At 65.2% G+C, this 26667-nt stretch carries 22 protein-coding genes; 9 read left to right on the forward strand and 13 right to left on the reverse strand.

Going from position 1 to position 26667, the window contains the following annotated elements; translation table 11 throughout:
- Positions 1-642 precede the first annotated feature (642 nt).
- The 5 genes from GQY20_RS18420 to GQY20_RS18440 are packed head-to-tail and all read left to right on the forward strand — an operon-like array spanning position 643 to position 8028.
- On the forward strand, positions 643-3036 hold the full coding sequence (locus GQY20_RS18420; protein WP_157218578.1) for a TonB-dependent receptor: 2394 nt from the start codon (positions 643-645) through the stop codon (positions 3034-3036).
- Positions 3037-3045: 9 nt separating this feature from the next.
- Entirely contained in the window at positions 3046-4440 is a 1395-nt protein-coding gene (locus GQY20_RS18425; RefSeq protein WP_157218579.1) for an MFS transporter, read from the forward strand.
- 19 nt (positions 4441-4459) lie between these two features.
- Complete coding sequence (locus GQY20_RS18430; protein WP_157218580.1) at positions 4460-5335, forward strand: TauD/TfdA dioxygenase family protein; 876 nt, start codon at positions 4460-4462, stop codon at positions 5333-5335.
- Positions 5336-5358: 23 nt separating this feature from the next.
- A complete protein-coding gene (locus tag GQY20_RS18435) occupies positions 5359-6297 on the forward strand; it encodes a TauD/TfdA dioxygenase family protein (RefSeq protein ID WP_157218581.1) in 939 nt (312 codons plus the stop codon).
- Positions 6298-6354: 57 nt separating this feature from the next.
- Positions 6355-8028, forward strand: a complete 1674-nt coding sequence (locus GQY20_RS18440) for an arylsulfatase (RefSeq protein ID WP_157218582.1) — start codon at positions 6355-6357, stop codon at positions 8026-8028.
- Between the two features lie 159 nt (positions 8029-8187).
- Here GQY20_RS18440 and GQY20_RS18445 read toward each other — a convergent pair whose 3' ends face one another.
- From GQY20_RS18445 to GQY20_RS18455, 3 genes are all read right to left on the reverse strand, one after another.
- Complete coding sequence (locus tag GQY20_RS18445) at positions 8188-9474, reverse strand: hypothetical protein (protein ID WP_157218583.1); 1287 nt, start codon at positions 9472-9474, stop codon at positions 8188-8190.
- Positions 9475-9591: 117 nt separating this feature from the next.
- Positions 9592-10221: a hypothetical protein gene (locus tag GQY20_RS18450; protein ID WP_157218584.1), complete on the reverse strand. Its 630-nt coding sequence runs from the start codon at positions 10219-10221 to the stop codon at positions 9592-9594.
- Between the two features lie 148 nt (positions 10222-10369).
- Positions 10370-11152, reverse strand: coding sequence for a hypothetical protein (locus GQY20_RS18455; RefSeq protein ID WP_157218585.1), 783 nt, complete (start codon positions 11150-11152; stop codon positions 10370-10372).
- Between the two features lie 681 nt (positions 11153-11833).
- Here GQY20_RS18455 and GQY20_RS18460 point away from each other — a divergent pair.
- From GQY20_RS18460 to GQY20_RS18470, 3 genes are all read left to right on the forward strand, one after another.
- The gene (locus GQY20_RS18460; protein WP_157218586.1) at positions 11834-12139 is read left to right on the forward strand and encodes a helix-turn-helix transcriptional regulator; all 306 of its coding nucleotides are present in this window, start codon (positions 11834-11836) and stop codon (positions 12137-12139) included.
- A 37-nt stretch (positions 12140-12176) separates the two neighbouring features.
- Positions 12177-13004 (forward strand): reverse transcriptase family protein, encoded by an 828-nt coding sequence (locus tag GQY20_RS18465; RefSeq protein WP_232476142.1) that lies wholly within the window; start codon positions 12177-12179, stop codon positions 13002-13004.
- A gap of 184 nt (positions 13005-13188) precedes the next feature.
- Complete coding sequence (locus GQY20_RS18470; protein ID WP_157218588.1) at positions 13189-13869, forward strand: hypothetical protein; 681 nt, start codon at positions 13189-13191, stop codon at positions 13867-13869.
- A 33-nt stretch (positions 13870-13902) separates the two neighbouring features.
- On the opposite strand, the gene GQY20_RS18475 is transcribed toward GQY20_RS18470, so the two are convergent.
- The 9 genes from GQY20_RS18475 to GQY20_RS18515 all read right to left on the reverse strand — a co-directional run bounded on the left by GQY20_RS18475 (position 13903) and on the right by GQY20_RS18515 (position 24620).
- The gene (locus GQY20_RS18475; RefSeq protein ID WP_157218589.1) at positions 13903-14475 is read right to left on the reverse strand and encodes a sensor histidine kinase; all 573 of its coding nucleotides are present in this window, start codon (positions 14473-14475) and stop codon (positions 13903-13905) included.
- Between the two features lie 28 nt (positions 14476-14503).
- The gene (locus GQY20_RS18480; RefSeq protein WP_157218590.1) at positions 14504-15076 is read right to left on the reverse strand and encodes a hypothetical protein; all 573 of its coding nucleotides are present in this window, start codon (positions 15074-15076) and stop codon (positions 14504-14506) included.
- A gap of 370 nt (positions 15077-15446) precedes the next feature.
- Positions 15447-16922, reverse strand: coding sequence for a gamma-glutamyltransferase (locus GQY20_RS18485; RefSeq protein WP_157218591.1), 1476 nt, complete (start codon positions 16920-16922; stop codon positions 15447-15449).
- Between the two features lie 2 nt (positions 16923-16924).
- Entirely contained in the window at positions 16925-17665 is a 741-nt protein-coding gene (locus tag GQY20_RS18490) for an SDR family NAD(P)-dependent oxidoreductase (RefSeq protein WP_157218592.1), read from the reverse strand.
- A gap of 48 nt (positions 17666-17713) precedes the next feature.
- Complete coding sequence (locus tag GQY20_RS18495) at positions 17714-18913, reverse strand: cytochrome P450 (RefSeq protein ID WP_157218593.1); 1200 nt, start codon at positions 18911-18913, stop codon at positions 17714-17716.
- On the reverse strand, positions 18910-20640 hold the full coding sequence (locus tag GQY20_RS18500; RefSeq protein ID WP_157218594.1) for a hydantoinase B/oxoprolinase family protein: 1731 nt from the start codon (positions 20638-20640) through the stop codon (positions 18910-18912). The genes GQY20_RS18495 and GQY20_RS18500 overlap by 4 nt, the downstream gene beginning before the upstream one ends.
- Positions 20637-22736 (reverse strand): hydantoinase/oxoprolinase family protein, encoded by a 2100-nt coding sequence (locus GQY20_RS18505; protein WP_157218595.1) that lies wholly within the window; start codon positions 22734-22736, stop codon positions 20637-20639. The genes GQY20_RS18500 and GQY20_RS18505 overlap by 4 nt, the downstream gene beginning before the upstream one ends.
- A 2-nt stretch (positions 22737-22738) precedes the next feature.
- Complete coding sequence (locus GQY20_RS18510) at positions 22739-23893, reverse strand: mandelate racemase/muconate lactonizing enzyme family protein (protein ID WP_157218596.1); 1155 nt, start codon at positions 23891-23893, stop codon at positions 22739-22741.
- 82 nt (positions 23894-23975) lie between these two features.
- Positions 23976-24620, reverse strand: a complete 645-nt coding sequence (locus GQY20_RS18515) for a helix-turn-helix domain-containing protein (protein WP_157218597.1) — start codon at positions 24618-24620, stop codon at positions 23976-23978.
- A 78-nt stretch (positions 24621-24698) separates the two neighbouring features.
- On the opposite strand from GQY20_RS18515, the gene GQY20_RS18520 reads away from it, so the two are divergent.
- The gene (locus GQY20_RS18520; protein WP_157218598.1) at positions 24699-25505 is read left to right on the forward strand and encodes an N-acyl homoserine lactonase family protein; all 807 of its coding nucleotides are present in this window, start codon (positions 24699-24701) and stop codon (positions 25503-25505) included.
- 56 nt (positions 25506-25561) lie between these two features.
- Here the strand turns inward: GQY20_RS18520 and GQY20_RS18525 are convergent, their stop codons facing one another.
- Entirely contained in the window at positions 25562-26587 is a 1026-nt protein-coding gene (locus GQY20_RS18525; RefSeq protein WP_157218599.1) for an isopenicillin N synthase family dioxygenase, read from the reverse strand.
- Positions 26588-26667 lie beyond the last annotated feature (80 nt).

The raw sequence follows: 26667 nt of genomic DNA on the forward strand, positions 1-26667 counted from the left end.
TCGCGGACTTGCCGCCGCGCGGAGCTATCTGCAGGTCTTTCGCTGTCGAGACCGTCGGCTGTCTCTCCTTCCGATCCTCAACGGATGGTGTGAAGCAACGAGAGCAGGCGCACCCGAGTGCCTCGATCTTCCACGCTGAGATGAGTGCAGCCCGATCGGGGACGCGGTTTTCGTCATGGACGGCTCCGATGGTGCTTCGCGCGCGGACATAAACCGCGCCAAAATCAACGAGCCGACAGACGGCGACCTGATCGCGGCGCACTACCGCTGCGACACCGGTCGAAAGCCTTTGTTGCGACGGCCCAAGTGGAACTTGGATTGACGACTCGATCTCTACTAAGTCAATAGACTTACATAGACAGGTGGCGGTCGATACCCCTGTCACGAAACGAAATCGACCCGCGGCTTTTGATGGGAAGCAGCTTGCTCCGCGTCACCAACGGCTAAAGCGCACGACCGTCCGGAGGCCTCCGGGCATCGTGTTCCCGAGAAGGAGGAACGAGGACGATGCGACGCTTCTGCAAGACGGTCACCGCCTGACGGCGGACCCAGCAGTATTTCAAGGACGACGGACGCGCGCCCTCGCCGGCGCGGTCGATGGCTGGCGCCTGCGCTGCGGCGCGCGCCCGATTGGGGGATAGAATGCACGGGTTCGGAATTGCGAAAGGAACGATCTCGCTGGCCGCGCTGACGGTCATGCTCGCCGGGACGGCACATGCCGAAGGCGCGGCGACGGCGGCATCGGCCGATTATGCCGCCGCCGAGGCGGAGAGCGGCGGGGAAATCCTCGTCACCGCCCGCAAGCGCGAGGAACGGGCGCAGGACGTGCCGATCGCCCTCAGCGTCGTCGGGCAGGAGGCGCTGGAGAAGACCGGAAACTTCACGCTGGGCCAGGTGCAGCAGCTGGTGCCCACGCTGCAGATCTTCAGCTACAATCCGCGCAACACGAACATCAACATCCGCGGTCTCGGCAGCAACATCGCGATCACCAACGACGGTCTCGACAATGGCGTCGGCGTCTATATCGACCAGGTCTATTACGGCCGCGTCGGCCAATCCCAGTTCGATCTCGTCGATCTCGATCATATCGAGGTGCTGCGCGGGCCCCAGGGCACGCTGTTCGGCCGCAACACCACGGCAGGCGCGATCAACATCGCGACCCGCGCGCCGAGCTTCGACACCGAATTCAAGGGCGAGGCGTCGCTGGGCAACCATGGCTATCACCAGGTGCGCGGGTCGCTCTCCGGTCCGATCATCGCCGACAAGCTCGCGGCCCGGATCAGCATCGCCGATACGCATCGCGACGGCTTCGTGGACAATGTGCGTACCGGTGTGGACACGCAGAATTACGACAATTTCACGATCCGTGGTCAGCTGCTCGCCAAGCCGACCGAGGCGCTCTCGATCCGGCTGATCGGCGATTGGTCCCGCCAGCGACAGAATTGCTGCGTCCAGCTGCTGGCCGGCAAGTTCACCACCTATAGCGACGGAACGCCCGTCCAGGCGCTGGCGGGCGGCGGCACCAACAATTTCTTCGATCGCATCGCGCGCGCAGGTTATTCGATCGTGTCGTTAAACGCCTTCGACCGCGTGACCGATGCGGACTCGCCCTATCAAGCGAACATGACGAGCTGGGGCGTTTCCGGCCAGGTCGACTGGGATTTCGGCAGCGCCACGCTGACCTCGATCACTGCCTATCGCCGCTGGAACTGGAACCCGGCGAACGACGCCGATTCGATCGGCCTGCCGATCCTCACGCAGGCGCAGATGGCCAACCGGCAGCGGCAGTTCAGTCAGGAAATCCGGCTGGCCTCCAACGGCTCGCGCAAGCTCGATTATGTGCTCGGCCTCTATTATTTCTACCAGAAGATCCGCGGCGACGGCGTCACCCGCTACGGATCGGCAGCCGCCAATTTCTACCTGCCGCCCAGCGTCCCGGCGGTACTGGGCAACGCTGCGCTGAACGGCTTTGAATCCGATGCGATCTCGATCCCGCAGACCCACAGCTACGCAGCGTTCGGCCAGGCGGCCTGGCACATCAGCGACGCGCTCACGCTGAGCGGCGGCCTCAGATTCACGCATGAGGAGAAGAAGGGCTATTATTCGCAATTCACCGTCGATGGCGTCGATCTTTCGACATTGCCGGCCGCGCTCGCATTGGCGGCCCAAGGCATCCGCAACAATTTCAACCGCGAGGTCGCCTATACGACGCGGGTGAAGGACGACAGCCTGTCCGGCCAGGCGACGCTCTCCTACACGATCGCGCCGGATCTGCTCGCCTACGCGACCTATTCGCGCGGCGCCAAATCCGGCGGGCTCAACCTCACGGCACTGCTCGACATCGCGAACGCCAAGGTGAAGCCCGAGAAGGTCGACAATTACGAGATCGGCCTCAAGTCCCAATTCCTCGAACGCAAGGTGACGCTGAACCTCGCAGCCTTCCAGACCAATGTGCGCGATTATCAGACGCTCATCCTCGACACTGTCAACCCGCCCTTCACGCAGCAATATATCGCGAACATCCCGAAGGTCCGCACCCGCGGCGTCGAGGGCGACCTGCAGGTCCAGCCGGTCAAGGGCATCAACCTGAACGCCTCCTTTGCCTACACAGACGCCACCTACCGCAACTACAAGAACAGCCCTGCGCCCGTGGAGCAGAATCCGGCCGCCGGCCTCACCACCGATCTCAGCGGACAGCCGCTCGCCGGCGTGCCGAAATGGACCTATACGCTTGGCGCAGACGTCGAGCAGCCGGTCGGCACCGCCATACTCTACGCCCATGCCGACTATTCGCACCGCTCGAAATTCTACACGAGCGTCAGCAACTCCGTTTACTCGATCATCAAGCCCTATGGTCTGGCCAATGCCCGGATCGGCGTGCGCACCGAGGACGGTCATTGGGATTTCTCGGTCTGGGCGCGCAACCTGTTCGACAAGGACTATTTCATCACGCTGAGCCCGAGCAACACCGGGCTGATCACGGGGCTGACCGGTGATCCACGCACCTTCGGCATCACGCTCCGCACCAGCCTGTGAGGTGAATCCATGGCCACGATCCTGTCCGTACTGCCTGCCGACACTGCCCTCCGGTCGACACCGCGCGGGCGCCTCTCGGCGGGCAGACTCGTCGCCTTCTCCAGCCTCGCATTGCCCATCTACGCCGCGCAGATGCCGCTCAACGTCTACCTGCCGGCCATCTATGCCCAGCATTATGGCCTGCCGCTCGCGCTGCTCGGCACGATCTTCCTGATCGAGAAATTGTGGGGGACGCTCGCCGATCCGTTGATCGGCACGCTCAGCGACCGCACCGCCGGGCGGATCGGCCGGCGCAAGCCGTGGATCGCGGCAGGCGGCATCCTGTTCGGCCTGGCCGGCGTCGCTCTGTTCTTCCCGCCGGCCGATGTCGGCCCCTGGTGGCTCGGCTCCGCCTTGTTCGTCTTCTATCTCGGCTGGTCGATGATCCAGATCCCCTATCTGGCCTGGTCGGGCGAGATTTCGGGCGATTATCATGAGCGCACCCGGATTGTGACCTACCAGACCGTGGTCGGGTCCGCCGCGCTGCTCGCGGTGCTGGTGCTGCCGACGATCGTCGACCAGATCCGCCCCGGCGACGCGCCGCTGAAGCTCGGCGCGATGGGCGCGGCGATCCTGCTCGCGCTCATTCTCGCCCTGCTGCTCGCCCTGCGCGCCTTTCCCGAACCGCCGCTGCCGGCCGTCCGCGCCGAACGCCAGCCGCTGCTCGCCACCATCGGCATCGTGCTGCGCGACGGACCGTTGATGCGCGTCCTGCTCTCCGATTTCGCGGTGACGATCGGGCAGAATATCCGCGGCACGCTCTTCGTCTTCTTCGTCGCCATCTATATGGGCCTGCCCCATTGGGCGAGCGGCTTGTTCCTGCTCCAGTTCATCTTCGGCATCACCGCCGGGCCGATCTGGATGGCGATCGCCCGCCGCCTCGGCAAGCACCGCACCGCGGTGATCGGCGAGCTCGTCCAGGTGGTGATCAACCTCGGCCTGCTGCTGGTCGTGCCCGGGGAACTGCCGCTGCTGCTGGCGCTCACCGTCGCGCAGGGGCTCGCCCAGGGATCGGGCAACCTCATGCTCCGCGCGATGGTCGCCGACGCCGCCGATCGCCATCGGCTGGAAACCGGCGAGGATCGCTCCGCCCTGTTCTTCTCGGTGTTCAGCATCTCGATGAAGGGCGGGATGGCCGCCGCCGTCGGCCTCGCGCTGCCGCTCGTCGCCTGGGCCGGATTCGATCCGGCCAGCCAGCACAACAGCCATGAGGCGCTGCGCGCGCTGCTGCTGCTGTTCGCGCTCGGCCCCGCCATCGCGCACCTGCTCTCGGCCTGGCTGGTGTGGCATTTCCCGATCGACGAGGCCGCCCACAGCGACATCCGCCGCGCGCTCGACGCCCGCGACACCGCCCCTGCACTCTGACCTTCAGGAGATTTGCATCATGACCGCCTATCAGGCCGACCTTGCCGCCGCCCAGGAGCTGTTCCGCATCACGCCGCTGCAGCCGAGCCTCGGCGCCGAGATTGCCGACATCGATCTCAGCCAGCCGCTCGACGAGGCCACCCGCGGCGCGCTGCATGCCGCGCTGCTCCACTATCGCGTGCTCTTCTTCCGCGGCCAGGAACTGAGCCGCGAGCAGCATATCGCCTTCGGCGCGAATTTCGGCGAGCTGGAGGTCCATCCGGTCTTCTCGCTGCCCGATTATCCGCAGATCCTGCCGCTGATCTCCGCCGAGTTCGTCGGCAAGTATCGCGCCTCGACCGACGCCAACTGGCATGCGGACACCACCTTCCGGCCCGAGCCCTCGGCAGCGTCCGTGCTGCTGGCGCGTGTCTCGCCCCCGCTCGGCGGCGATACCGTCTTCGCCAATGCGGTGGCCGCCTATGACACGCTGTCCGACGAGGTGAAGGAGCGCATCGACGGCCTCACCGCGATCCACGACCCCAGCGTCTTCATCCAGTTCCTCGACAGCGAGGAGAAGAAGGACGCGCTGCGGGCCCAATATCCCGAGGTCGAGCATCCGGTGGTGCGCGTCCATCCCGAGACCGGAGAAAAGGTGCTCTATGTCAATTCGGTGTTCACCCGCCGGATCAAGGATTGGGACAAGGCCGAGAGCGACGCGCTGCTCGCCCTCCTGTTCAACCAGGTGAAGCGGCCCGAATTCCAGGTCCGCTGGAGCTGGCGGCCCGGCTCGATCGCCTTCTGGGACAACCGCGCGACCCAGCATTACGCCGTGCCCGACTATAACGAGCCCCGCCACATGGAGCGCGTGACCATCGTCGGCGACCGCCCGCGCGGCATTTCTTCCGCTCTCTGACCGATCGAAGAAGGAGACTATCCATGACCGCCCTCCAGCAGCGTTTCGTGAATGCACGCGAGGCCGAAGGCCCGCTCGACATCGCCCCGGTCGCCGGCCGTATCGGCGCCGAGGTGCGCGGCATCGCCCTTTCCGGCGATCTCGACGCCATCACCATTGCCGCGATCCGCGCCGCCCTCGTCCGCCACAAGGTGCTGTTCTTCCGCGGCCAGTTCCAGCTCGACGATGCCGCGCAGGAGGGGTTCGCCGCCCGCCTCGGCACGCCGATCGCCCATCCGACCGTGCCGGTGGCCGATGGCTCGCGCTATTTGCTCGAGCTCGACTCGCGCGAGGGCTATGCCGCGTCGAGCTGGCACACCGACGTCACCTTCGTCCCGGCCTATCCCGAAGCCTCGATCCTGCGCGCGATCGAGGTGCCGGAGGCGGGCGGCGACACGCTGTGGGCCAACACCGCCACCGCCTATGAGGAGCTGCCGGATGCGCTCAAGCTGCTCGTCGACAATCTCAAGGCGATCCACACCAATCTCTACGATTATGCCGGCACGTTCGGCGGATCGCGCGAGCGGGTGGAGAAGCACCGCGCCATCTTCGGCTCGACCGTCTACGAGACCGAGCATCCGGTCGTCCGCGTCCATCCGGAATCGGGCGAGCGCACCTTGCTCGTCGGCCATTTCGTGAAGAACTTCGTGGGCTTCAACAGCGCGGATTCGCAGCGGATCTACGCGATCCTGCAGGATCACATCACCAAGCCCGAGAACACGGTGCGCTGGAACTGGCGCAAGGGCGACGTGGCGATCTGGGACAACCGCGCGACCCAGCACCGCGCCATCGCCGACTTCGGCCTGCAGCGCCGCCATCTGCGCCGCGTGACGATCCAGGGCACGGTGTCGAAGGGCATCGACGGCACCGAAGGCCGCCTGCTGTCGCCCGCGCCGGAGCCGCATGCGGCGGCGGCGGAGTAAACTCGTTCGTCATCCCGACTTTCGTCGGGATGACGGCATTGCCTCAGGAGAGCAGCCATGACCGACAGCAGCACGCCGTCCAAACGCCCCAATTTCCTCGTCGTCGTGGTCGACGACATGGGCTTTTCCGATCTCGGCGCCTTCGGATCGGAGATCGAGACGCCGCATCTCGACGCGCTCGCGCTCGGCGGGGTGCGCCTGACCGATTTCCATTCCGCGCCCGCCTGCTCACCCACCCGCGCGATGCTGATGACGGGCACCGATCACCACATCGCCGGGATCGGCACGATGGTGGAATGCCTGCGCCCCGATTTCGCCGGTGCGCCGGGCTATGAGGGCTATCTCAACGACCGGGTCGTGACGGTTGCGGAATTGCTGCGCGAGGGCGGATACCGGACCCTCTTGTCCGGCAAATGGCATCTCGGTGACACGCTGGAGCGAGCGCCCGTCGCGCGCGGCTTCGAACGCTCCTTCGCGCTGCTGCCCGGTGGAGCCGATCATTTCGGCGGCGGGCCGCTGGACCGCATCACTCCGCACAAGCCGATCTACGCCGAGGACGATCGGTATGTCACCGAGCTGCCCGAGGATTTCTACTCGTCGGACTATTTTGCGAGCCGCCTGATCGATTTCCTGGACGAGAAGCCCGAGGATGATCGGCCATTCTTCGCCTATCTCGCTTTCTCGGCACCGCATTGGCCGCTCCAGGCGCCGGATGCGGAGATCGCAAAATATCGCGGAGTCTATGACGGGGGGCCGGACGTGCTCCGCAGCCGCCGGCTCGAGCGGCTGCGCGCGCTGGGGCTCGTCTCGCCCGACACCGTACCGCATCCGGTGGTCACCGAAGAACCTGAATGGACCGACTTGTCGGACGAGGCACGGGCGGCCTCGGCGCGCAGCATGGAAGTCTATGCCGCGATGGTCGACCGGATCGACCAGAATGTCGGTCGCGTCGTCGAGGCACTCAAGCGATCCGGCCGCTTCGAAGACACGCTGATCCTGTTCTTGTCGGACAATGGCGCGGAAGGCGCGATCGTCGAGGCGATGCCGATCATGGGGCCGGTCTTCGCAAAGATCATCGCGCAGCATTGCGACAACAGCCTCGACAATATGGGCCGTCCCGGATCCTATGTCTGGTATGGTCCGCGTTGGGCGCAGGCCGCGACCGCGCCTTCGCGCCTGGTGAAGACCTACACCACCGAGGGCGGCATCCGCGTGCCCGCCTTCATCCACTATCCGGCGGGCAGGCGCGGGGGCACGATCGGCACCGTCTTCGCCACCGCGATGGACGTCGCGCCGACCTTGCTCGATCTCGCCGGCGTCCGCCACCCGGGAACATGGTGGCGGGGGAGGGAGATATTCGATCTGCGCGGCCGGTCGCTCGTGCCTTGGCTGACGGGGCAGTCGGAGATCGTTCATCCTCCTGGCACCAGCACCGGATGGGAATTGTTCGGCCGCCGCGCGATCCGCAAGGACGACTGGAAGGCCGTCTACGTGCCCGATGCGGAGGGAGCTTCGCGCTGGCAGCTCTATGATCTATCGCGCGATCGCGGCGAGATCGATGATCTTTCCGAATCCAATCCGGATATCCTTTCGGAGCTGCTCGGGCTTTGGCGCGGCTATGTCGAGGAATTCGGGGTGATCGAGGAAGCGATCAGCATCTTCGATGCCGATGCCGCTTATTGGGAAGGGAGCTGGAATCCGCGGCGCGCGATCGAGCCGGCTCTCGACTGATGCGGCGTGCAAGTGCGACGCCCTGTATGTGTGTCGCCTTCCCCGCGCATCCGTAAACGGACCTGGCAACCGAGATCGTATCGGAAGTCCGTCAAATAGCTGGATGAGAGGCTGCCTTTCCTCATCCTCCCGCTTTTTGGGGGAGGATGAGGGGAAGGCTCACTCATCGGGCGGCGCAGGCTCGCGCCGCCCAGGTGGCGCACAACCGTGATCACGCCAATGCCGCCGGTGGAAATCATACTCCGCAACGCGCGCGCGGGCTTCGGCGAAGAGGCGTGCGGCCTCGGCGGGTTCGAGGTCGGGCTGCGGCCGGTAGGGCGACCAGCGTTCGGACTGGCGGCGGCCGAGCCAGAATAGGGCGGCGACGAGCGAGGGCGGCTGCTCGACGAGGGTTTCGGAGCGGAGCACCTCGCCCTCATCGGTGAGGAAGACCGTCTCGCGCATATAGCAATAGCGGGTGGCGCGGGCGAGGAGCGCCGCCTCGACGGCATCATCGGCGACCGCCTTGCCGAGGCGGACCGCCTGTCCGAAGGCGGCGTGGCGGAGCGTCCATTGGCGCAGCGTGGTGAGGGTGACGCCGAACGCGCGGGCGAGATCGCGGTCGAGCGCGCCCTGCTCCGCCATCCGGCGGGCGAGGGGGATGAAGGCGGGATCATATTTCGAGGCCGTAGCGGGCGGCGGCTCGGCGTCTAGGGGCTTGGTGGGGATGGCTACGGTGAGGGCGGGCAGCGGGGGGTGTATGCGATGAGGGAGGGTATCGGGGCCGGCGCATTGCCCGTCATCCCAGCGCAGGCTGGGATCACTCTCTACAGCCACCCGCTCGCATGTGGAGAGCGATCCCAGCTTGCGCTGGGATGACGGGAATGGTGAGACCGTTTCGAGACCCACCAGCGGATCGCCATCGTCCACCGGCGCGGCAGGACCGGGATCGAGCGCATCGATCCGGGCCATCGCATCCTCGTCGCCGTCCATCTCCGGCCCGCCATCCTGGGCGGCGCACATCGCCTCATAGGCATCCTCCTCGATCTGGAGCAGGGCCACCTCGGTGGAAGAGAGGGCGTCGTCATCGGCGCGCTGGATCACCGGCGGTGGGTCCCAGCAGTCCGGACGGCGGACGCGCAGCCAGAAGGTGGCGGCCTTGTCGCAGGGCGGGACATGCTCAGTGACGGCGACGCGGACGAGCGTGCCGTCGCGCAGGAAGACGCGCTCGGTCTCGCGGTCATAGCCGGTGGCCCTCCGGAACAGCGCGCGCTCGACCGCTGCGTCGGCGGCATCGCGGCCGAGCTTGCAGGCGGCGGCGAAGTCGGGATGGCGCTGCTTCCACTCGCGGATGGTCTTGAAATGGACGCCGAAGGCGGCGGCGAGATCCTTGTCGAGCGCGCCGCGTGCGGCGAGCGTGCGTGCGGCGGGGATCAGGGCGGGGCTGTAGCGGGTCGGGGGGCTCATGCTGCGACGGTGGCATGAGCGGGGGGATTGCCGGGAGGGGGGTGGACCGATGAAGCGTGCTGTCGCCTAACGCTCGTGATGACCAATCAGAGGCGACAGAGAATCGCCTGTCGATTGTCACTGAGGTAGTGGCCTGATATCACCGTTGGCCCCACATCCTTTGAAAAGGCTGTCACTCTGAACTAGTTCATAGTATCCGATAGGAGAAATAGATCTGATTTCGCCCGTGACGGTCCCATAATCCCGTAATGCAGTGGCAGCGTCCGCTTCAGCATTTTCAGAAAGGATTTGGCTGATATAAGCCTTTTTGTAGATGGCCCCAGGGGGAACAAAATCAATTAGTATCTTTCTAGGTATGAAATTTATCATGCCAGCCTTCAAGTGAAAAACAGCTGCCCGCTTGGCATAGCAGACATCAACTTGGAATGGCCCGCCGGATCCTAAATGAGATCTGAGCAGAAGATAGTCTCCCTCAGGAATCTCCTTTGTCATGAAGAAGCTTCCCTTACTCCACTTCCTATCGCCATACCTTATTAATCCTCCGCCTTGTTCTACCTTTGTAACTATTCCTTCCGAACGACCTTCTGCTAAATTAACTTTTACAAAAACGTAAAATGTCATTGCGGGCGTCGGTTTTCCGTCTATTAGGAGCATCGCATTTGGGCTTGATGGGCTGAAGGTAACAACATCGGCTTTTGAATTTGCTGCTGTGAACAGCAGCAATAGGCCGGCAATCCATCTTTTCATATTCCATCGTCCTATTTGCCTTGGATTTGCATAGTAGAGTAGGAATTCTGTAGGTGGCATATCTATCTGCGACCCGCCATGCTGCACTGCGTATCCCGGTTAAAAACACGTATACTTTTTGCATAATTTTAGCGAACCGAGCGAGTACTTACTGCGGGTTCACCCAGAAGGTTGCCTTACGCAAATAACGCAGTCCATCATAGATTGGTGCGCCGGGTGAAAAATCGAAATGACCGCGTCGCAGGAAATAAATGCAAGTCTGATTGTCTAAAAAGGCCGTTTGTAGCCCTTTAGTGCTCACAGGGCGACAGGTCTTTACCTGACCATCGCGGCTGATACCCAGCAGCGCGGCACTATGGCTCTCCAAATGATAGCGCATCGCTATTGCCGGATAATCATCAATTCCGATAGATACGTTGAAACTACCATCTTCTTTTTTAAGAAGCTGATCGACAGGTGTCTCAATCGGCGGATAATCGATCGTGGTATTGACATAACCGGGATATGCAAAAGCGTACATCTGCTTCGCTGCTGGAGCACCGGGTGGATTTTTGAAGAAACTAAACTCCACATCGACGAATCCGCGCCTTAATGGCATGGCCATGCCTGGAAACAGGCTGAATCTGGCCGAGCGCATCAGTTGCGCGCAGCCCGTTTTCGCCGCGTCTGGCAGCGGCGATTGACCGACGTCGCAGCTGACGGGCTTTCCATTGGCATCGAACCACAGCCGCACGGTCAGCGACAGCCCATCGCCCCCGGCAGGGGGCTCGACATTGAAAGCGCGGGAATCCGGCTCGAAATCGAAGCGTCCCGCACCATCCAGGTCGACAATGTCGGGCGTGATCGTAATCGGTGCGGGGGTGGCCGGGACGAACGCGTGAAAAACGGGCCTGGGCGGGAGCGCCGCCGCCAGCAGGATCAGTGGTAGCATCTCGCCATCCCCCCTCTCGATTCATCGCCGACACATGCAGATAGTCGACGAAGAGGCAGCCGAGCAATGCGGTGAAGGACTATTGGATGGCACACTGTGGGCCTGCGGTGCATCGGAGGCTTAAGTGCAAGGATTCCTTGCTGAAAAACTGCAATGTCACCGTAATGTGCCGCTAGAAAATCCGCTGAGAGCGAAGTTTTTCCTTGACGGGCCCGTGTGTCTGAGGCAGGTCCGTGTTGTTCAGGCATCAAAGGGGATAAGTCGTCACTCACTGAGGGTTCGCCCTCCAGGAAGGCTTTGGGCCTTCTACCCAATGGCTGCGGTCGTGGCGGCACGGCGGCGGCACGGGCGTGCCCCGGACGGCCGGGGCCCGCCTTGGTGATCAGGGTAAAGCGTTCCTCCCCCATCCTTCAGAGCCGCGACGGCGCCCTCACAGATTGGCTGTGCGGGCGGCGAAGAAGGAACAAGCCAATGTCACAGTTGGATCTGAACGGGGAGCGCAGGCGGAAGAAAGCGAGGACGCGGCGGCGTTGGGCGAAGTCCCTTGTCCGTCCGCAGACTTTGAGGGCGTTGATTACCATCGGGCGTTGGACTGCCAAGGTCCTCGGGCTCGCGCTGGCTATCATCAAGGTCTTCCGGGAGTAACCGCCACCCTGCATTGCGTTATCGAAAGGCAATCACATGCTAGGCGAAGCCTTACGGCTCATACGGGTCTATCACGATCTGAAGCAGAAGCAGGCTGCTGAGCGCTTAGGCGTCTCGACGTCCTACATTTCAGAGATCGAAAAGGGCACCAAGACGCCCACGTTGGAAACCATCGATCGGTATTCGAAAGCCTTTGACATTCCGGTTTCCTCGATCATGTTCTTCTCGGAGACATTGGAGCGTGGAGGTCCTATGGACAATGCTCGCACGTTCGTAGCGGGAAAGGTGCTTGCCCTCATGCAGTTCCTCGAGGCTCGGTCGGGCCGGGTCCATGCAGAGTAGGAAGGCACATCCGCTACACCAGTCGCGGCTGTTCAAGGTGAGCAGTCCAGCAAAGCTTGCTCACATACTTGGCCTCACCGACGACGGGCTCACTGCCTTGATTGGCAAGGCCGATGTCTACCATGAGTTCGATATCGCGAAGAAAGGCGGCGGCAAGCGCCATGTTGAGAATCCAACAGCGCCGCTGAAGGCGGTGCAGGCCAAGCTCGCTAAGTTCCTCGCTGCCATCGATCCGCCCGACTTCTTATTCTGCCCGGTTAAAGGTCGGTGTTATGTCACCAACGCAGCCTCGCACCGAGCCAGCAGGGTGGTGCATTGTTTGGACATCAAGAAGTTTTTTCCGAGCACACCGTCGCGCCGCGTGTTCTGGTTCTTCGAAACGGTTATGAAATGCCGGAAGGATGTCGCTTCGATCATCACGAGGCTGTCCACCTATCAAGGGCGGCTACCCACCGGCAGTCCACTTAGCCCAATCATGGCCTACTTCGCTTATTGCGACCTTTGGGCGAAGCTGGACGCCTTCTGCCGGGAGCGAGGTTACAAACTCACCGTCTATATCGACGATGTGACGGTCTCGGGCCAGAAGGTGCCTCTATCAGACATCTGGCGCATGAAGCAGATGATCCACGGCTACGGTCTTCGGTATCATAAGGAGAAGACGTTCGTCGACCGCCCCGCCGAAATCACCGGCGTCATCGTCAGGGGCGACAAGCTCGCTGTGCCCCATCGTCAGCATCTCAAGCGGCGTTCGGCCCAGAGAGAGTTGCTTTTAGGCGAGGGCGACACTCAGGTCTTGCAAGGTCGCTTGGCAGGGCTGGACGGGCAAATACGACAGGTAGCATGTCACAACGGGAAACTTGGGTGAACGAGGGCAGCAAGCGCCCAACTGCAGTCATTGAGTTCTGCTACGATGTAGGCGACTATCAAGTATGCCTCTCGACAAACGCGCTCGTAAAATCCTCATAGATACATTCTGGTCTCCGTCAGGTTGGAAGCGCGAACGAGCGGTGTCTCCGGACGATCTCGCGTACGCCAAGGAGCACGGATCGATGTTCGATCCGGTTGAAGTCTCTCACGACGAGGCGGTGGACGCGGCAATCAATGCCGTCGCTCGAACAACTAGCGGAGCCGTGACCCGCGCGTTTCTCGCAAGCCTTTCGACAAGGCGGCTCGAACTTCGTTCGGCTCTAGGTAGTTATGCGGTTGGTCGGCACATGCAGGCGCATTCAAGCGCTGGCGCTCGTTGCGTGTATTGCGGAGAATATCAAAATGCGGCCGATCCCAACATCCTGAATTTCGAACGAATTAAGTGGGGTGGAGTTCGCCACTATAACCCTCGATATATCGCGCTCGACCTAGAGGCGCTTGCGGCGGAAGGCGCCGTCACGCCGACCGATGAGGACCGGCAAATTCTGCGATCCATTTTTGAAACGGCGAAGGGTATTGGCCAGAAGGGGCGATTGGGCGATTTGGAACGGGCGCTGTCGGGTCTGTTCCCCTCGAATAGTTCGGAACGACGTACGCTGATCGGCATTCTCGGTTATGCCGGCATTCTGATCGATCCTGGTCGACCTGACTTCCGTCGCGGATTTGTGCCCGACGCGAAGCGTGAGCAAACACCTTGGCACAAGGACGATTGGCCTTATCCGGTCCAATGGTGGACAGGTTCGTGTGGTGTAAGCGAGTCGGCAATCGACGAGTGGTTTCCTGATCTTGAGAACGGAAGCTAACTACCATCTCGCGTCATTGTAAGGCGGCGAAGCTCATGGCATCGTCGGCACCGTGACGATCACCCTGAACCCACCCTCCGGCACATTGCTCGCTTCAATCGTTCCGCCATGCGCCACCACCGCGCAGCGGGCGATGGCGAGGCCGAGGCCGAAGTCGGAGGGGTCGCCGCGGACGAAGGGGTCGAAGAGGGTGCCGAGGTCCGCCGCGGCGACGCCGGGGCCGGTGTCGCTGACCGTAATGTGATAGGCGCCCTCGGCCTCGTCGAGCGCGGCGGCGAGGGTCACCAGGTTGGCGGGTGGGGCGAAGCGCAGGGCGTTGCGGACGATATTCTCGATCGCGCGGCGGAACAGGGCGGTGTTGCCGCGCAGGTTCGGCCGGGCAGCGCGGGTAGATCGCGCGAAGAGGATGCCGTAGGCCTGCGCCTCGAAAACGGCATCGCCAGCCAGCTCCGCGATCACGGCGATCGGAGCGAAATAATCCTCGCCGGGATCGGCGCCGCTTTCCACGCGGGCGAGATCGGCGATCTCGTCGCGCCGCCGGCCGACCTCGCCCTGCAGACGGACGGACCAAATATCTGATCGATTACAACGGCGAAGGCCGCGCAATCCGCCGTCCGTCGCGCGCGAGCGCTCCTCAGCCGAGCGCGAGCACGCCCTGGCGGGGCGGGGTTGGCGAAGGAGCGGGAGCGCCGCGATGCATCAGCACGCGCGCCGGACCCACCAGCGTATAGACCGCCTGGCGTTGCGCGCCGCGATTATGATGATCGACGCGATAGCCCTGATAATGGCGGCGGAGCAGGCCGGCCTGCACCAGCTCGGACACCGCCCGGCTCAAATTCGTCTTGCCGGACGCCCGGACGCGCATTCGCACTTCCTCATCGATGCGCTCGTCGGCGGCGGCCGCCTCCGCGGGGAGGTCACCGGTATTGCTGAGCTCCGAACGCACCCGTTCGACCAGTGCGAGCCGCCGTGGATCGCGCTGGCCCATCGGGGTCAGCGCATCGCACAGCCAATCGCGCAACAACGCAAGCTCGCCATCCCGCCGGACGATCGGCCCTGCGCTGCCGTCCGGACGCGCCACGTCCGCGATCAGGGTGAGCAGCATGAAGGCATAACGGGGGCGGGTGCTGCAGCGCGCGAGCTGATCCAGAAGGGAGGAGACATCTCCCCGGCCAGACTGACTGCGCTCGAGCGGCGTGTGAAACATAACGGGATTGAATCAAGCACAGAAAGCGGACGATGTGAATCCCCCTTCAAAGCCGGATCGATCTTTTGTCGGCTATGACACTTTACCAGGCGGCAAAGTGTCACTCCGAAAACTTTATGGGGAGCAGGATGAGGACGGGCGAATAATCATCATCACCTCAATCCTTCGACGCCCTCGGGATCATCTCGACCGCGGGGGGGCAGGCATCTCTCGACTTCTCGTTTTCCAGTAAGTCGGTATCCGACGATGTGCGGATTCCAGGCTCCGCGGGGAATGACGATCGAAGCTCAACCCGATGTCATCATGGCCCGATGAATCCCGCCTTCCGTCGGGATGACGAGGTCGAGCGGCTCGGAAAGCCTCTCGACCGTCAGGCGACGCCGGCCCAGGTCTCCCGGCGCCAGTCGGCAATGGCGAAGGGGCCTTCTCCCCCGGTGCCCGCGCATACCACCGCGCCGAAGCGCATCTCCCCGTCGCGCAGCGTGCGAAGCCGATGCCCACGTGCCGCAAGATCCGCGGCCATGGGATGCGCCGCCTCGATGAGAATGTCGCCGCCCTCGCTGCGCCAGCGCGGGGCGGCGATGGCCGCGGCGAGATCCAGGCCGCCGCCGAACACCTTGCCGATCACCTGAAGCAATGTCTGCACCTGCCCGTCGGCGCCCGGCGTCGCCAGCGCAATGGCATCGCCGCCGCTCAGCACCATCGCTGGCGCCAGCGTATGTACCGGACGGCGGCTCGGCCCGGGCGCATTGGCGCCGCCGGTGAAGCCGCCTGCGCGGTTGTTGAGTACGATGCCGCAGGCGGGCACGAACACGCAGGAACCGAAATCGTCGAACACGCTGACCAGCGAGGAGGCGACCATCCCCTCCGCGTCGGACACGGCGACGCCCGCAGTGTGAAGATAGGCGCGCGGGCCGCCGCGTCGCGCCGCGCGTTCGGGATCGATCGGCAGCGGCTCGGCGAGCAGCGCCGCACCTTCTCCTGCCCGCTCGCGATAGGCGAAGGCGGCTTCGGTCAGCTCGATGGCGAGATGATCCTCGCGATCCCCGGCCGGCTCGCCCAGCGCTTCGCGGCCGGCCAGCGCCATGGCCAGCAATATGCCCTGGGTCATCGGCGGCTGCACGGCGACGCGCACGTCGCGGAACGCGATCGTCACCGGCGGGGCGACGACGCTGCGATGGGCCGCAAGATCGTCGCGGGAGAGGGCGCCGCCGAGCGCGCCGACGGCCGCCGCGATCGCCGCAGCGGTTTCGCCTGCATAAAAGGCATCGGCGCCATTCCGGCCGATCGCGGCGAGCAGCGTGGCGAGCTCCGGCTGGAAGAAGCGCTCGCCTGCCTTCAGTCCGAGCAGCGCCCATCGGCCTGCGCCGCCCTTCTCCAGACGGTCACGCTGCGCCAGGGCCGCTGCCGCCAGGCCCGGCGGAACGACGAAACCGCCCTCGGCGATGCGGCGCGCCGGTTCGAGCAGCGCGGCCAGCGGGAGCTTGCCCCAGCGCGAGGCGAGCTGCTGCCAGCCGTCGACGATGCCCGGCACGGTGATGCTGTTGGCGCCGGTATCGGACCAGGTGGACAGGCCGGCCGGCGCTGCACCGGCACCGTTCACGGCGGTCACGCCCGCGCCCGGCGTGCGCACCAGCGCGAGCATGTCGCCGCCGAGGCCGCACGCATCGGGCGCGACCACGCAGAGCACCGCCTGCGCCGCGATCAGCGCGTCGACGGCCGATCCGCCGCGGGTCAGCATCTCCTGGCCCGCCGCGACGGCAAGCGGATGGGCGGCGGCGACCGCGCCGAGGCGGCCGCGCAGCGCGGGGCGGACATAGGAGGAGAAGCTGTCGGCGAGATGCATGGTCAGACCGCCGTATAGCCGCCGTCGATGACGAGGGAAGTGCCAGCCACATAACGGCCGGCAGGCGAGGTCAGGAACAGGATCATGCCGGATACTTCCTCGGGCTCGCCGTGGCGCCTCAGGGGGATCTTGCCGTCGATTTCCGCGCGCTTGGCGGCGGGATCGTCCTGATAATCCCAGAAGCTGTTGTTGAACGGCGTGTCGATCCAGCCGGGCAGGATGCAGTTGATGCGGATGCCGAGCGGGGCCAGCTCGGCCGTCAGGCTGCGCGCGAGCCCGGCGAGCCCGGCCTTGGTGGCGTGATAGGCGGGCATGCCGGCATTGCCCCGCAGCGCGGCCGTGGAAGAGGTGAACAGGATCGAGGCATTGTCCGACTTGGCCAGCCAGGGAGCCGCTGCCTGTGCGAAAAAGAACGGCATTTTGAGATTGAGCGCGAGGGAATCGTTCCACATCGCGTCGGTCCAGTCGGCAAGCGGGGCGGAATTCATCACCGCGGCCGTGACCAGCACCGTGTCGAGCGCCCCGAACGCCGCGATCGTCGCCTCGACCGCTTCGCGCGGGGCCGCGGGATCGGAGAGATCGCGGTGGAGGAAGATGCATCGGCCCGGCGCATCCTGCGCCGCCACTTCGGCCGCCTCGGCCCGGTGATCGACCAGCAGCACATCGTCGCCGCGGGCACGAAAACCCTCCACCGCCGCGCGGCCGATGCCGGTCGCGCCGCCTGCTACGATGACCGTGGCCATGATGTGCCTACCTTTCCCAATCTATGTTCAATCCGAACGACGGCTTCATCACCGCGTCAGCGCGATCGGCAGCCTGGCGAGACCGCGCAGGCCGGGCACGAGGCGCAGCTCGGAAGGCCCTGCATGTTCCAGGCTGCCGACCTTCTCGCCGAGCGTCCGGAAGAAGACCTCGCCCTCCAGCCGCGCCATCATCTGCGCGACGCAGCCATGGATGCCCCAGCCATAGCCGATCTGGCCGACGATCTTGCGGCGGATGTCGAACCGGTCGGGTTCCTCCCATTTGGCGGGATCGCGCCCGGCCGAGCCGATCAGCACCAGGATCTTTTCGTGCTTGCCGATCCGCTGGCCGGCCAGCTCCACCTCGCGCAGGGTCGTGCGGAACAGCGACTGGCTGGAGGAATCGTAGCGCGTCGCTTCCTCGAACACGCCGCGCGCGAGCGCGGGATCCTCTGTCAGCAGCGCGAACTGATCGGGAAAGTCGACGAGCGCGCGCAGCGCCAGGCCGATCGAATCGATCGTCGTGTCGACGCCTGCCGAGAGCAGCGAACGCACCAGCAGCTTCGCTTCTTCGTGGGTGATGTCGCCCGCGTCGGCCGCGGCATAGATGCCCGCGCCAAGCCCATCGGCGCCGAGCACGTCGCGCTCGCAATGGGCGTCGATCCACGCGCTGACCGTCTCGGCGTCGCGCATCAGCTCATGATACCAGTCGGTGGTCGGGCCGAACGCACCGAACACCATGCCGCCATATTTGAGCATGATATGCCGGTCGAGCGGCGGCATGCCGACCGCGTCGGGGAAGACGGTGAGCGGGAAGGGCAGGACGAGATCGTTCACCGCCTCGATCGTGCCGGCATCGAGCGCCGCGTCGATCAGCCGCGCGGCGACGGCCTCGAAGCCCGGTTTCATCGCCTTGAGCGCCGGCGCCGAGAGCACGCCCATCAGCACCTTGCGGGTGCGGCCATGTTCCGGCGGGTCGACGTCGAGGATGATGCTCGGCCGCCGCCACGGCTTGGTCTTGAAATAGTTGGTGAGGCCGCCGCCGCCGGCGTTGCTGAAATTCTCCCAATCGGAGAGCACCGCTTTCACCTGGGCATAATGCTGCACGCACCAGATGTCGTATTTCTCCAGCCACACGACCGGCCCGAGATCGCGCAGCTGCGCATAATGAGGGAAGGGATCGGCGCGGAATTCGGGCGAGAAGGGATCGATGTCCGATACGATGCGGCGGTCGGTCAGCACGGTCGTCATGATGCTCCCCTCAAGGCGGCGCGGCGGGCGATGGTGGCGGTATGATCGATCGAAAGGCCCGCGGTCAGCACGACCCCATAGGCCTCGTGAGCCTGCTCGATGCTCACCCGATCGTCGAGAATGTCGTCGAGGACACGCTCCGCGGGCCGATCGAGCGGATCGCCATAGCCCCCGCCGCCCGCCATGACGTGACGGAAGACGTCGCCGCGACCGAGCGTGATCGGTTCGGTCGGCAGGGTCGGCACGCGCCGTTCGCCTCCGGCCGAGGCGATACGATTGACCGCGGGAGCACCGGGTCGGCCGCCGAACAGGCCGTGCGGCGGATGATCCGCCTTGTCCGACCGGACACCGAAATAGACATCGTCGGCGAGCAGCCGATAGTCGCGTGCGAGGCCGAGACCACCGCGATGCTCGCCCGCGCCGCCGCTGTCGGTGACGAAGCCGTAGCGCTCGATCCGAATGGGATAGTCCGCCTCGATCATCTCCACGGGCACATTGGCCTGGTTGGAGGCCATATGGGGCACGCCATCCTGTCCGTCATGCGTCGAGGTGGCCCCCCAGGTGCCCATGATGCATTCGGAAAAGACGAAGGTCTCGCCGTCGACCCGGCCACCGAAGCTCGGCAAGGTCGAGCCGCCGGCGCCGTCCGCCGCTACCTTGTCCGGCACGGCTTCGGCCAGCGCGCCGAACACGCAGTCGACGATGCGATAGCCGGTGATGCCGCGCGCGCCGCACGGTGCGGGATAGACGGCATTCACCAGGCTGCCTTCCGGCGCGATCACCGTGATCGGTCGCGTATAGCCGTGGCAATTGGGCACGTCGGCCGACATCACCGAGCGCAGCGCGGCATAGACGTTGGACTTGCAGAAGGAGAGGGGTGCGTTGATGCCGCCCTTCACCTGTGGCGAGGTGCCCGTCCAGTCGGCGACGACCTCGTCGCCCGAGACGGTGAGCGCCACTTCGAAGCGGATCGGCTCGGGGCTCTCGCCGAGCCCGTCGATATGATCGGTGAAGCGATAGACGCCGTCCGGAATCTCGCGGATCGCGGCACGGGCCAGCCGCTCCGAATAATCCTGCAGCGCCTCGCCATAGGCGGCGACGGTGTCCGCACCGTAGCGCCGCACCAGCGCATCGAGCCCGATCTCGCCCGCGCGGGTGGCGGCGATCTGGCCCTGTATGTCGCCCAGCACCTGATCGGGCACGCGCACATTGGCGGCGATCACCGTCATCAGCGTCCGGTTGCGCACGCCTTTTTCCTCGAGCTTCATGAAGGGCAGGCGCAGGCCCTCCTGATGGATCTCGGTTGCCCCGATCGAATTGCTGCCGGGCACGAGGCCGCCCACGTCGACATGATGCGCGATCGTCGCCGCCCAGCCGGCCAGGCGATCCGCGGCGAAGATCGGTTTGATGACATAGACGTCGGGCAGGTGCTGGCCGCTCGCCAGATAAGGATCGTTGCCGATGAAGAGGTCGCCGGGCGCGATATCGCCGTCATATTGCGCGATCAGGTGGCGCATCGCGTCGTAGAAGCTGCCGAGATGCATCGGCGTCGTCAGCCCTTGCGCCAGGGTCTGCCCCGAAGGATCGCAGAGCGCGGTCGAGAAATCCATGGCGTCGCGCACGATCGGCGAATGGGCGGTCCGCATCAGGATCAACGCCATCTCGTCGGCGATCGCCTCGAAGCCGTTCTTGAACACTTCCATGAGGATCGGATCGAGCTGGGTCATGAAGCGCCTCCGTCTGGCAGCCTGATCACGATATTGTCATCCGCGTCGCGCGCCGCCGTGGCGCCGGGCGGAACGAGCGTGGTGCCCTCATATTCCTCGATCACGAACGGTCCGGCCCGCGCCACTCCGTCGAGCGCGGTGCGGCCGATCAGCGGCGTCGCGATCAATCCGTGGCCCGCACCGAAATAGACCGGGCGATCGCCCGCCGCGGGCGCGATGCTCTGCCGCACGCCCGCGATGCCGCTCGGCCCGCGCGGCGGCAGCGTGCCGGTCACGCGCAGGCTGACGAAATCGACGCGGTGATTGCCGAGGGCGTGGCCGTAGCTGCGGATGTGCTCGGCTTCGAAACTGGCGCGGATCGCGGCCAGCGTCTCCTCGGTGACGGGGCCACGCGGGATTGCGACGGGCAGCTCGAAGCCCTGTCCGCGATAGCGCAGATCTGCCCGCCAGCGCAGGCGCACCGGCTCGTGCGTGCGCATCTCGGCCAGCACTTTTTCTTCCAGCGCGGCGAGGTGGCCGGCAAGCAGGGCGGGAGCGTCGGCACCGAGCGGATGGCGCCAGGCGAGGGTGTGCGACACTTCGAAATCGGCGAAGAGCAGGCCGACCGCGCTGAACACGCCCGCGCCCGGCGGCACCAGGATGTGCGTCATGCCGAGCTCGGCGGCGAGCGCGGCGGCATGGACGCCGCCATTGCCGCCAAAGGCGAAGAGGGTGAAATCGCGCGGGTCGCGCCCGCGATAGGTGGAGACCGCCTTCACCGCGCGCATCATCGTCGCATTGGCGAGACGGTGGACGCCATGGGCGACGTCCAGCAGGTCCCGGCCGAGCGCATCCGCGATGCGGCCGAGCGCCGCGCGGGAAAGCGATGCGTCGATCGGCACGCTGCCGCCGGCCAGCGCGTCGGGATTGAGATAGCCGAGCACGACATTGGCGTCGGTGACGGTCGCTTCGGTGCCGCCGGCGCCGTAGCAGGCCGGCCCCGGGGAGGCGCCCGCGCTGTCCGGACCGACCTTGAGCGCGCCGCCGGCATCGATCCGCACGATGCTGCCGCCGCCGGCGCCGACCTCGGACACGTCGATCACCGGCAGCTTCAGGGCATAGCCGCCGCCCTTCACCATGCGGCTGTTGAGCGAGATGCCGCCGCCGACCTCATATTCGTCGGTCGCGACCACGTCGCCGCCCTCGACCAGCGAGGCCTTGGCGGTGGTGCCGCCCATGTCGAAGGTGATGAGATCGCCATGGCCGGAGCGTCCGCCCAGTCGCGCGGCGCCGACCACGCCGGCGGCCGGGCCGCTCTCGACGACGGTCGCGGGCCTGGCGATCACCTGCGCGACATCGAGCGTGCCGCCGCTCGACTGCATCATCAACAGGCGCCCGGCGATACCCGCTTCGCCCAGCCGCTGCTGCAGCGAGCACAGATAGTCGGCGACGACCGGGCCGATATAGGCGTTCACGACGGTGGTGCTGGTCCGCTCATATTCGCGGATCTCGGGCAGTACGTCGCAGGAGATCGACAGGAACCGGCCGGGCAGCGCCTCGCGCAATATCTCCGCGACCGCGCGTTCGTGGCCGGAATTGGCGTAGCTGTGGAGGAAGCACACGGCCACCGCCTCGATCTCCGCCTCGGCGAGGCGGGCGGCGAGCGCGCGTACCTCGTCGAGGTCGAGTGGGATCAGCGTCTCGCCCGCCGGTCCCATGCGCTCGGCGAGCTCGAAACGGTGGCGGCGCGGCACCAGCGGCGCCGGCTTCTCGTAAAGCGGCTCGTAGAGGCGCGGCACGCGGATGCGCCGCAACTCGAGCACGTCGCGAAAGCCGCGGGTGGTGATCAGCGCGGTGCGCGCGCCCTTGCCCTCGAGGATCGCGTTGGTGGCGATGGTAGAGGCGTGGAGCACCTCCTCGAGCCGGTCCAGCCCGATGCCGAGCTCCGCCGCGAGAGCGCCGATGCCGTCGACGATCGCGCGGGCATAGTCCTCCGGCGTGGAGGGCAGCTTGCGTGTCGCCAGCACGCCGTCGGGCGACAGGCAGGCGATGTCGGTGAAGGTGCCGCCGATATCGGCGGCGAAGCGGTATCCGATCGCAGGCTCGTGCTCGGCCATGGTCAGCCGCACCGGAAACGGGCGAGCTTCGCCTCGTTCACCGCGATGCCGAGCCCGGGCGCGTCGAGCGGCAGCAGCGCGCCGTCCTTCACCGGGAAGGGCGCATCGACGATGTCGTCCTCATAATAGCGACCGGCGATGCGATAGGGGTGGGTGCCGGCCGGTGCGCTGATCGGGATCACCGCGGGCAGCGTCACCGCCGGCATGGCGAGCGCGAAATGGACGTTGGCGGCATTGCCGATCGCGGATTCGATCGATCCGTTGACGTCGCAGGCGATGTGCCGCGCCTCGGCGATCGCGGCGACCTTCGCCGCGCCGACGAAGCCGCCGGCCTTCGCCAGATAGATGGAGATGCAGTCGGCGCCCCGCATCGCGACGAGATCGAGCGCGTCGTGAATGTCCCAGCAACTCTCGTCGGCGACGATCGGCACGGAGGCGGCGGCGGTCACCTCGGCCATGGCGGCAAGGCCCGCGGCCGGCTGCTCGACCAGATCGACTCCGGCCTCGGCGAGCCGGCGCACGATCCGGATCGCGGCCTTGGGATGGCCATAGCCCTGATTGGCGTCGAGCCGCAGCAGCACGTCCGGGCCGAGCGAGCGGCGCAGCGCGGCAGTCAGGCGGATATCGCGCTCGGCATCGACGCCGCCCTTGATCTGCAGCGCGCGTGCGCCGTCGGCGACGGCGCCCTCGGCCTCGGCAAGCGCATCCTCCTCGCCCATCAGGCCGACCATGTGGGCGACGGGCACGCTGGCACGCACGGAGCCGCCGAGCAGCTTGTAGACCGGCAGGCCGGTAATCTTGCCCCAGGCATCGTGCAGCGCCATGTCGACCGCGCATTTGGCGTAGACATTGCCGATCGCCGCGCGGTCCATGATCGTTCGCGCATGGCGCACCTGGGTGGGATCCGTGCCGACGAGGGCGGGTGCGAACACCTCGTTGACCATCGCCGTCACCGTCGCCAGCGTCTCGCCGGCGTGGCGGCCGAAATCGCCGCCCCAGTCGGGCAGCGGCGTCGCTTCGCCATAGCCGACGATGCCGCTGTCGGTCGTCACCCGCACGAGCACGAAGCCGCCGAGATCGACCTGCAAGCCGGCCCATTTGAAATCGCGGCGCGGCGGCAGGCGGAAGGGAACGGCTTCGATGGAGGCGATGGTCATGAGCGATCCTGGGATTGATCGGCGCGATTCGTGGCCGCTCCGCAGGCTTTAGCAGAATTTTCAGATACGAAAAATTCTTTCACTATTCTTCCGGTGCGGGACGCGCGCCCGGCTGCATGAATGGGGTGACGAGGCCACCGCGTTCGCCGGGATCGTGGGAAACCGAGAGGATGCGCGCATCCACCTTGCCCCGCGACAGAAAGAGATGGCGCATGCTGCTGTCGAAATAGGCGCTTTCGCCGGCCTTCAGCTGGAAAGGCGCATAATGTTCGCTATGCACCTCGATCTCGCCGGACAGGACGTAGACGAATTCCTCGCCGCGATGCCGGCTCCAGTGATCGAATTCCTCAACGCTGCGCGCGCGGATCACCATTTCGAGCGGAGTCATGCTCTTGCGCGAAATCTCGGTCGCATGGGCGCGGTAATCATATTGGCCGCTGGTGAAGCGCGCGCCTTCGCCGATCCTCGTGGTCGTCTTGCGGCCGGTGACCGGTGTCTTGCGGCCGGGGCGGACGAACTCCTCGATGCTGACCGCGAGACCGTCGCAGATCCGCTTGATGATATCGAAGGAAGGGGAAATCTGGCCATTCTCGATCTTCGAAAGATGCGCGATCGAAACGCCGGTACGAGCGCTGGCCGCCGCCAGCGTCAGCCCCTGCTCGCGCCGGATCTCGCGCAGATGCCGCCCGATATCCTCGGATGGCTTCGCATCCTCGTTGCTCACCATTTTCGCCTTGTCTTCCTGCGGGAAGATCGACGATGAACCGGGCGACGATTTTTCCAAAGTGAAAAATGAGGACGGGCAATGGGCGAAGGCAAGGCGGGCAGGAGCGGCGGGACGGCCGTGCGACGGCTCCATGTGCTTCTGTGCGGCTATGAGATATTGCCCAAGACGGTATCCACCCGTGATCGGGGTGGCCGTTTCATCCTGGCCGAGCCGGTCTGTGCCTATCTGCTGGATACCGACAGGGGCTGGGTGCTGCTCGATACCGGGGTGGATCCCGGCTATTCCAATGATCCGCTCCTGCGGGAAACTCTTTTCCTCGCGAACGGCTGGTCGCCGCCGGTGGTGCGGCCGGCGCATCTGCTCGAGGCGCAGCTGGAAACGATCGGAGTGACCTGCACCGATATCGGCCATGTCATCCTTTCGCATCTTCATTACGATCATTGCGCCGGCCTCGCCCGCTTCGCGCATGCCCGCATCTCGATCCAGCGCAGCGAATATGCCTGGGGCTTCGGCGGCGCGCCGGGGGCGGGTTATCTGCTGCGCGACTATGGCGCGCCGAGGCTGGACTGGGATCTGCACGACGGGGATTGGGAGGCGATGCCGGGCCTCGCCCTGCTCGACACGCGTGGGCACACCGCCGGGCATCAGTCGGCGATGATCGACTTGCCGAGCGGAAAGGCCATCCTGCTGCCGTTCGACGCGGGCGATCTTGCCGAGAATTTCGAGACGGAGGTGCTTCCCGGCGAATGTCATGACGAGGCTGCAGCGCTGGCGGCGATCCGCCGGCTCAACGCGCTTCGCACCGAGCATGACGCCGAAATGCTGCTGTTCCATGATCCCGTCGCGATCCAGGCGATGCGCCTCGCGCCCGATTGCTACGACTGACACGCGCGGCGGCTCTCCCCGGCGGACGGCCTGCCGCTCGTGGGCGAGGCGCAACCTCAAGCCGGCTTCGCATCCTTGTCCTCGAACGGGATGTAGACCGAGGATTTGTAGAAGCGCGAGAGCAGTGCGGCGACGTGCACCGGCGGGAAATTGGCCTGGCCGTCGCGTTCTACCAGTTCCGGCAGGGGTTCGACCACGACGTCCTGGTCGGCATTCCAGAAGAAGGGGATGGAGAAGCGTTCCTGCGCGGAGGTGTTGCGCACCCGGTGCAGCGTCGACTTGTAGCGTCCGTTGGACCACCACATCATCATGTTGCCGATATTGACCGTGTAGGCGCCGGGCACCGGCGGAGCCGCCAGCCAGCGGCCGTCCACCGTCTTGAGTTCCAGTCCGCCGATCTCGCCCTGGGCGAGGATGACGACCGGGCCCTCATCGGCATGAGCGGACAGATTCTTGATCTCGTTGCCGGCGCCCTCTGGAAGCGGCGGATAATACATCAGGCTGATCTGCGAGACCGATTTCTGGAAATAGCGGTCGAACCGGTCCTCGGGCAGGCCCAGGCCCAGCGCGAAGGCATGGAGCAACTCGGCGGACAACCGCGCCATCGCATCATAATAAGTCATGCAGTCACGATCGAACCCGTCGACCTGCGGCGGCCAGCGATTGGGCTGGAAGAAGACATTGCCTGTCTTCAGATCGGGATCGTCCGGATCGAATTCGCGCTGGATCCGATATTGTTCGAACACGCGGCTGTTGGCGTCGAGCTTCTCCGGATTGCCCGAGTAGATCCAACCGCGATTCCATTCGTCGGTGACGCGGACCTTCTCCTTTTCTGCCATCGGAAGATGGAAGAATTCGGCAGACCGGTCAAACACGGCGCCCCGCAACTCGGGCGGGACGCCATGGCCGGTCAGGTAGAAAAAGCCGATCGTCTCGCAGGCGCGCGCAATCTGCTCGGCGACTGCCTGGCGTTCGGACGCGCCGCCGTTCAAAAAAGGGGCGAAATCGATGAGCGGCACTTCCGAAACCGCGATCGCTTCGGCGATCTGCCGATCGTCATCCTTGACCTGATCCGTTACCATGAAGCTTTCCCGCACTATCTCCAGGACGGTGGTGGCAGGCCGGGACGGCACAGGGTAATGCTATTCCCGATCTGCGGCCT

It is taken from the genome of Flavisphingomonas formosensis (assembly GCF_009755815.1).
Lineage (GTDB): Bacteria > Pseudomonadota > Alphaproteobacteria > Sphingomonadales > Sphingomonadaceae > Flavisphingomonas > Flavisphingomonas formosensis.

Excerpts from the sequence above, each read along its gene's own strand:
- GQY20_RS18420 (WP_157218578.1), top strand. The coding sequence starts at position 643 with ATGCACGGGTTCGGAATTGCGAAAGGAACGATCTCGCTGGCCGCGCTG.
- GQY20_RS18425 (WP_157218579.1), top strand. The coding sequence starts at position 3,046 with ATGGCCACGATCCTGTCCGTACTGCCTGCCGACACTGCCCTCCGGTCG.
- GQY20_RS18430 (WP_157218580.1), top strand. The coding sequence starts at position 4,460 with ATGACCGCCTATCAGGCCGACCTTGCCGCCGCCCAGGAGCTGTTCCGC.
- GQY20_RS18435 (WP_157218581.1), top strand. The coding sequence starts at position 5,359 with ATGACCGCCCTCCAGCAGCGTTTCGTGAATGCACGCGAGGCCGAAGGC.
- GQY20_RS18440 (WP_157218582.1), top strand. The coding sequence starts at position 6,355 with ATGACCGACAGCAGCACGCCGTCCAAACGCCCCAATTTCCTCGTCGTC.
- GQY20_RS18445 (WP_157218583.1), bottom strand. The coding sequence starts at position 9,474 with ATGAGCCCCCCGACCCGCTACAGCCCCGCCCTGATCCCCGCCGCACGC.
- GQY20_RS18450 (WP_157218584.1), bottom strand. The coding sequence starts at position 10,221 with ATGAAAAGATGGATTGCCGGCCTATTGCTGCTGTTCACAGCAGCAAAT.
- GQY20_RS18455 (WP_157218585.1), bottom strand. The coding sequence starts at position 11,152 with ATGCTACCACTGATCCTGCTGGCGGCGGCGCTCCCGCCCAGGCCCGTT.
- GQY20_RS18460 (WP_157218586.1), top strand. The coding sequence starts at position 11,834 with ATGCTAGGCGAAGCCTTACGGCTCATACGGGTCTATCACGATCTGAAG.
- GQY20_RS18470 (WP_157218588.1), top strand. The coding sequence starts at position 13,189 with ATGTTCGATCCGGTTGAAGTCTCTCACGACGAGGCGGTGGACGCGGCA.
- GQY20_RS18480 (WP_157218590.1), bottom strand. The coding sequence starts at position 15,076 with ATGTTTCACACGCCGCTCGAGCGCAGTCAGTCTGGCCGGGGAGATGTC.
- GQY20_RS18485 (WP_157218591.1), bottom strand. The coding sequence starts at position 16,922 with ATGCATCTCGCCGACAGCTTCTCCTCCTATGTCCGCCCCGCGCTGCGC.
- GQY20_RS18490 (WP_157218592.1), bottom strand. The coding sequence starts at position 17,665 with ATGGCCACGGTCATCGTAGCAGGCGGCGCGACCGGCATCGGCCGCGCG.
- GQY20_RS18495 (WP_157218593.1), bottom strand. The coding sequence starts at position 18,913 with ATGACGACCGTGCTGACCGACCGCCGCATCGTATCGGACATCGATCCC.
- GQY20_RS18500 (WP_157218594.1), bottom strand. The coding sequence starts at position 20,640 with ATGACCCAGCTCGATCCGATCCTCATGGAAGTGTTCAAGAACGGCTTC.
- GQY20_RS18505 (WP_157218595.1), bottom strand. The coding sequence starts at position 22,736 with ATGGCCGAGCACGAGCCTGCGATCGGATACCGCTTCGCCGCCGATATC.
- GQY20_RS18510 (WP_157218596.1), bottom strand. The coding sequence starts at position 23,893 with ATGACCATCGCCTCCATCGAAGCCGTTCCCTTCCGCCTGCCGCCGCGC.
- GQY20_RS18515 (WP_157218597.1), bottom strand. The coding sequence starts at position 24,620 with ATGGTGAGCAACGAGGATGCGAAGCCATCCGAGGATATCGGGCGGCAT.
- GQY20_RS18520 (WP_157218598.1), top strand. The coding sequence starts at position 24,699 with ATGGGCGAAGGCAAGGCGGGCAGGAGCGGCGGGACGGCCGTGCGACGG.
- GQY20_RS18525 (WP_157218599.1), bottom strand. The coding sequence starts at position 26,587 with ATGGTAACGGATCAGGTCAAGGATGACGATCGGCAGATCGCCGAAGCG.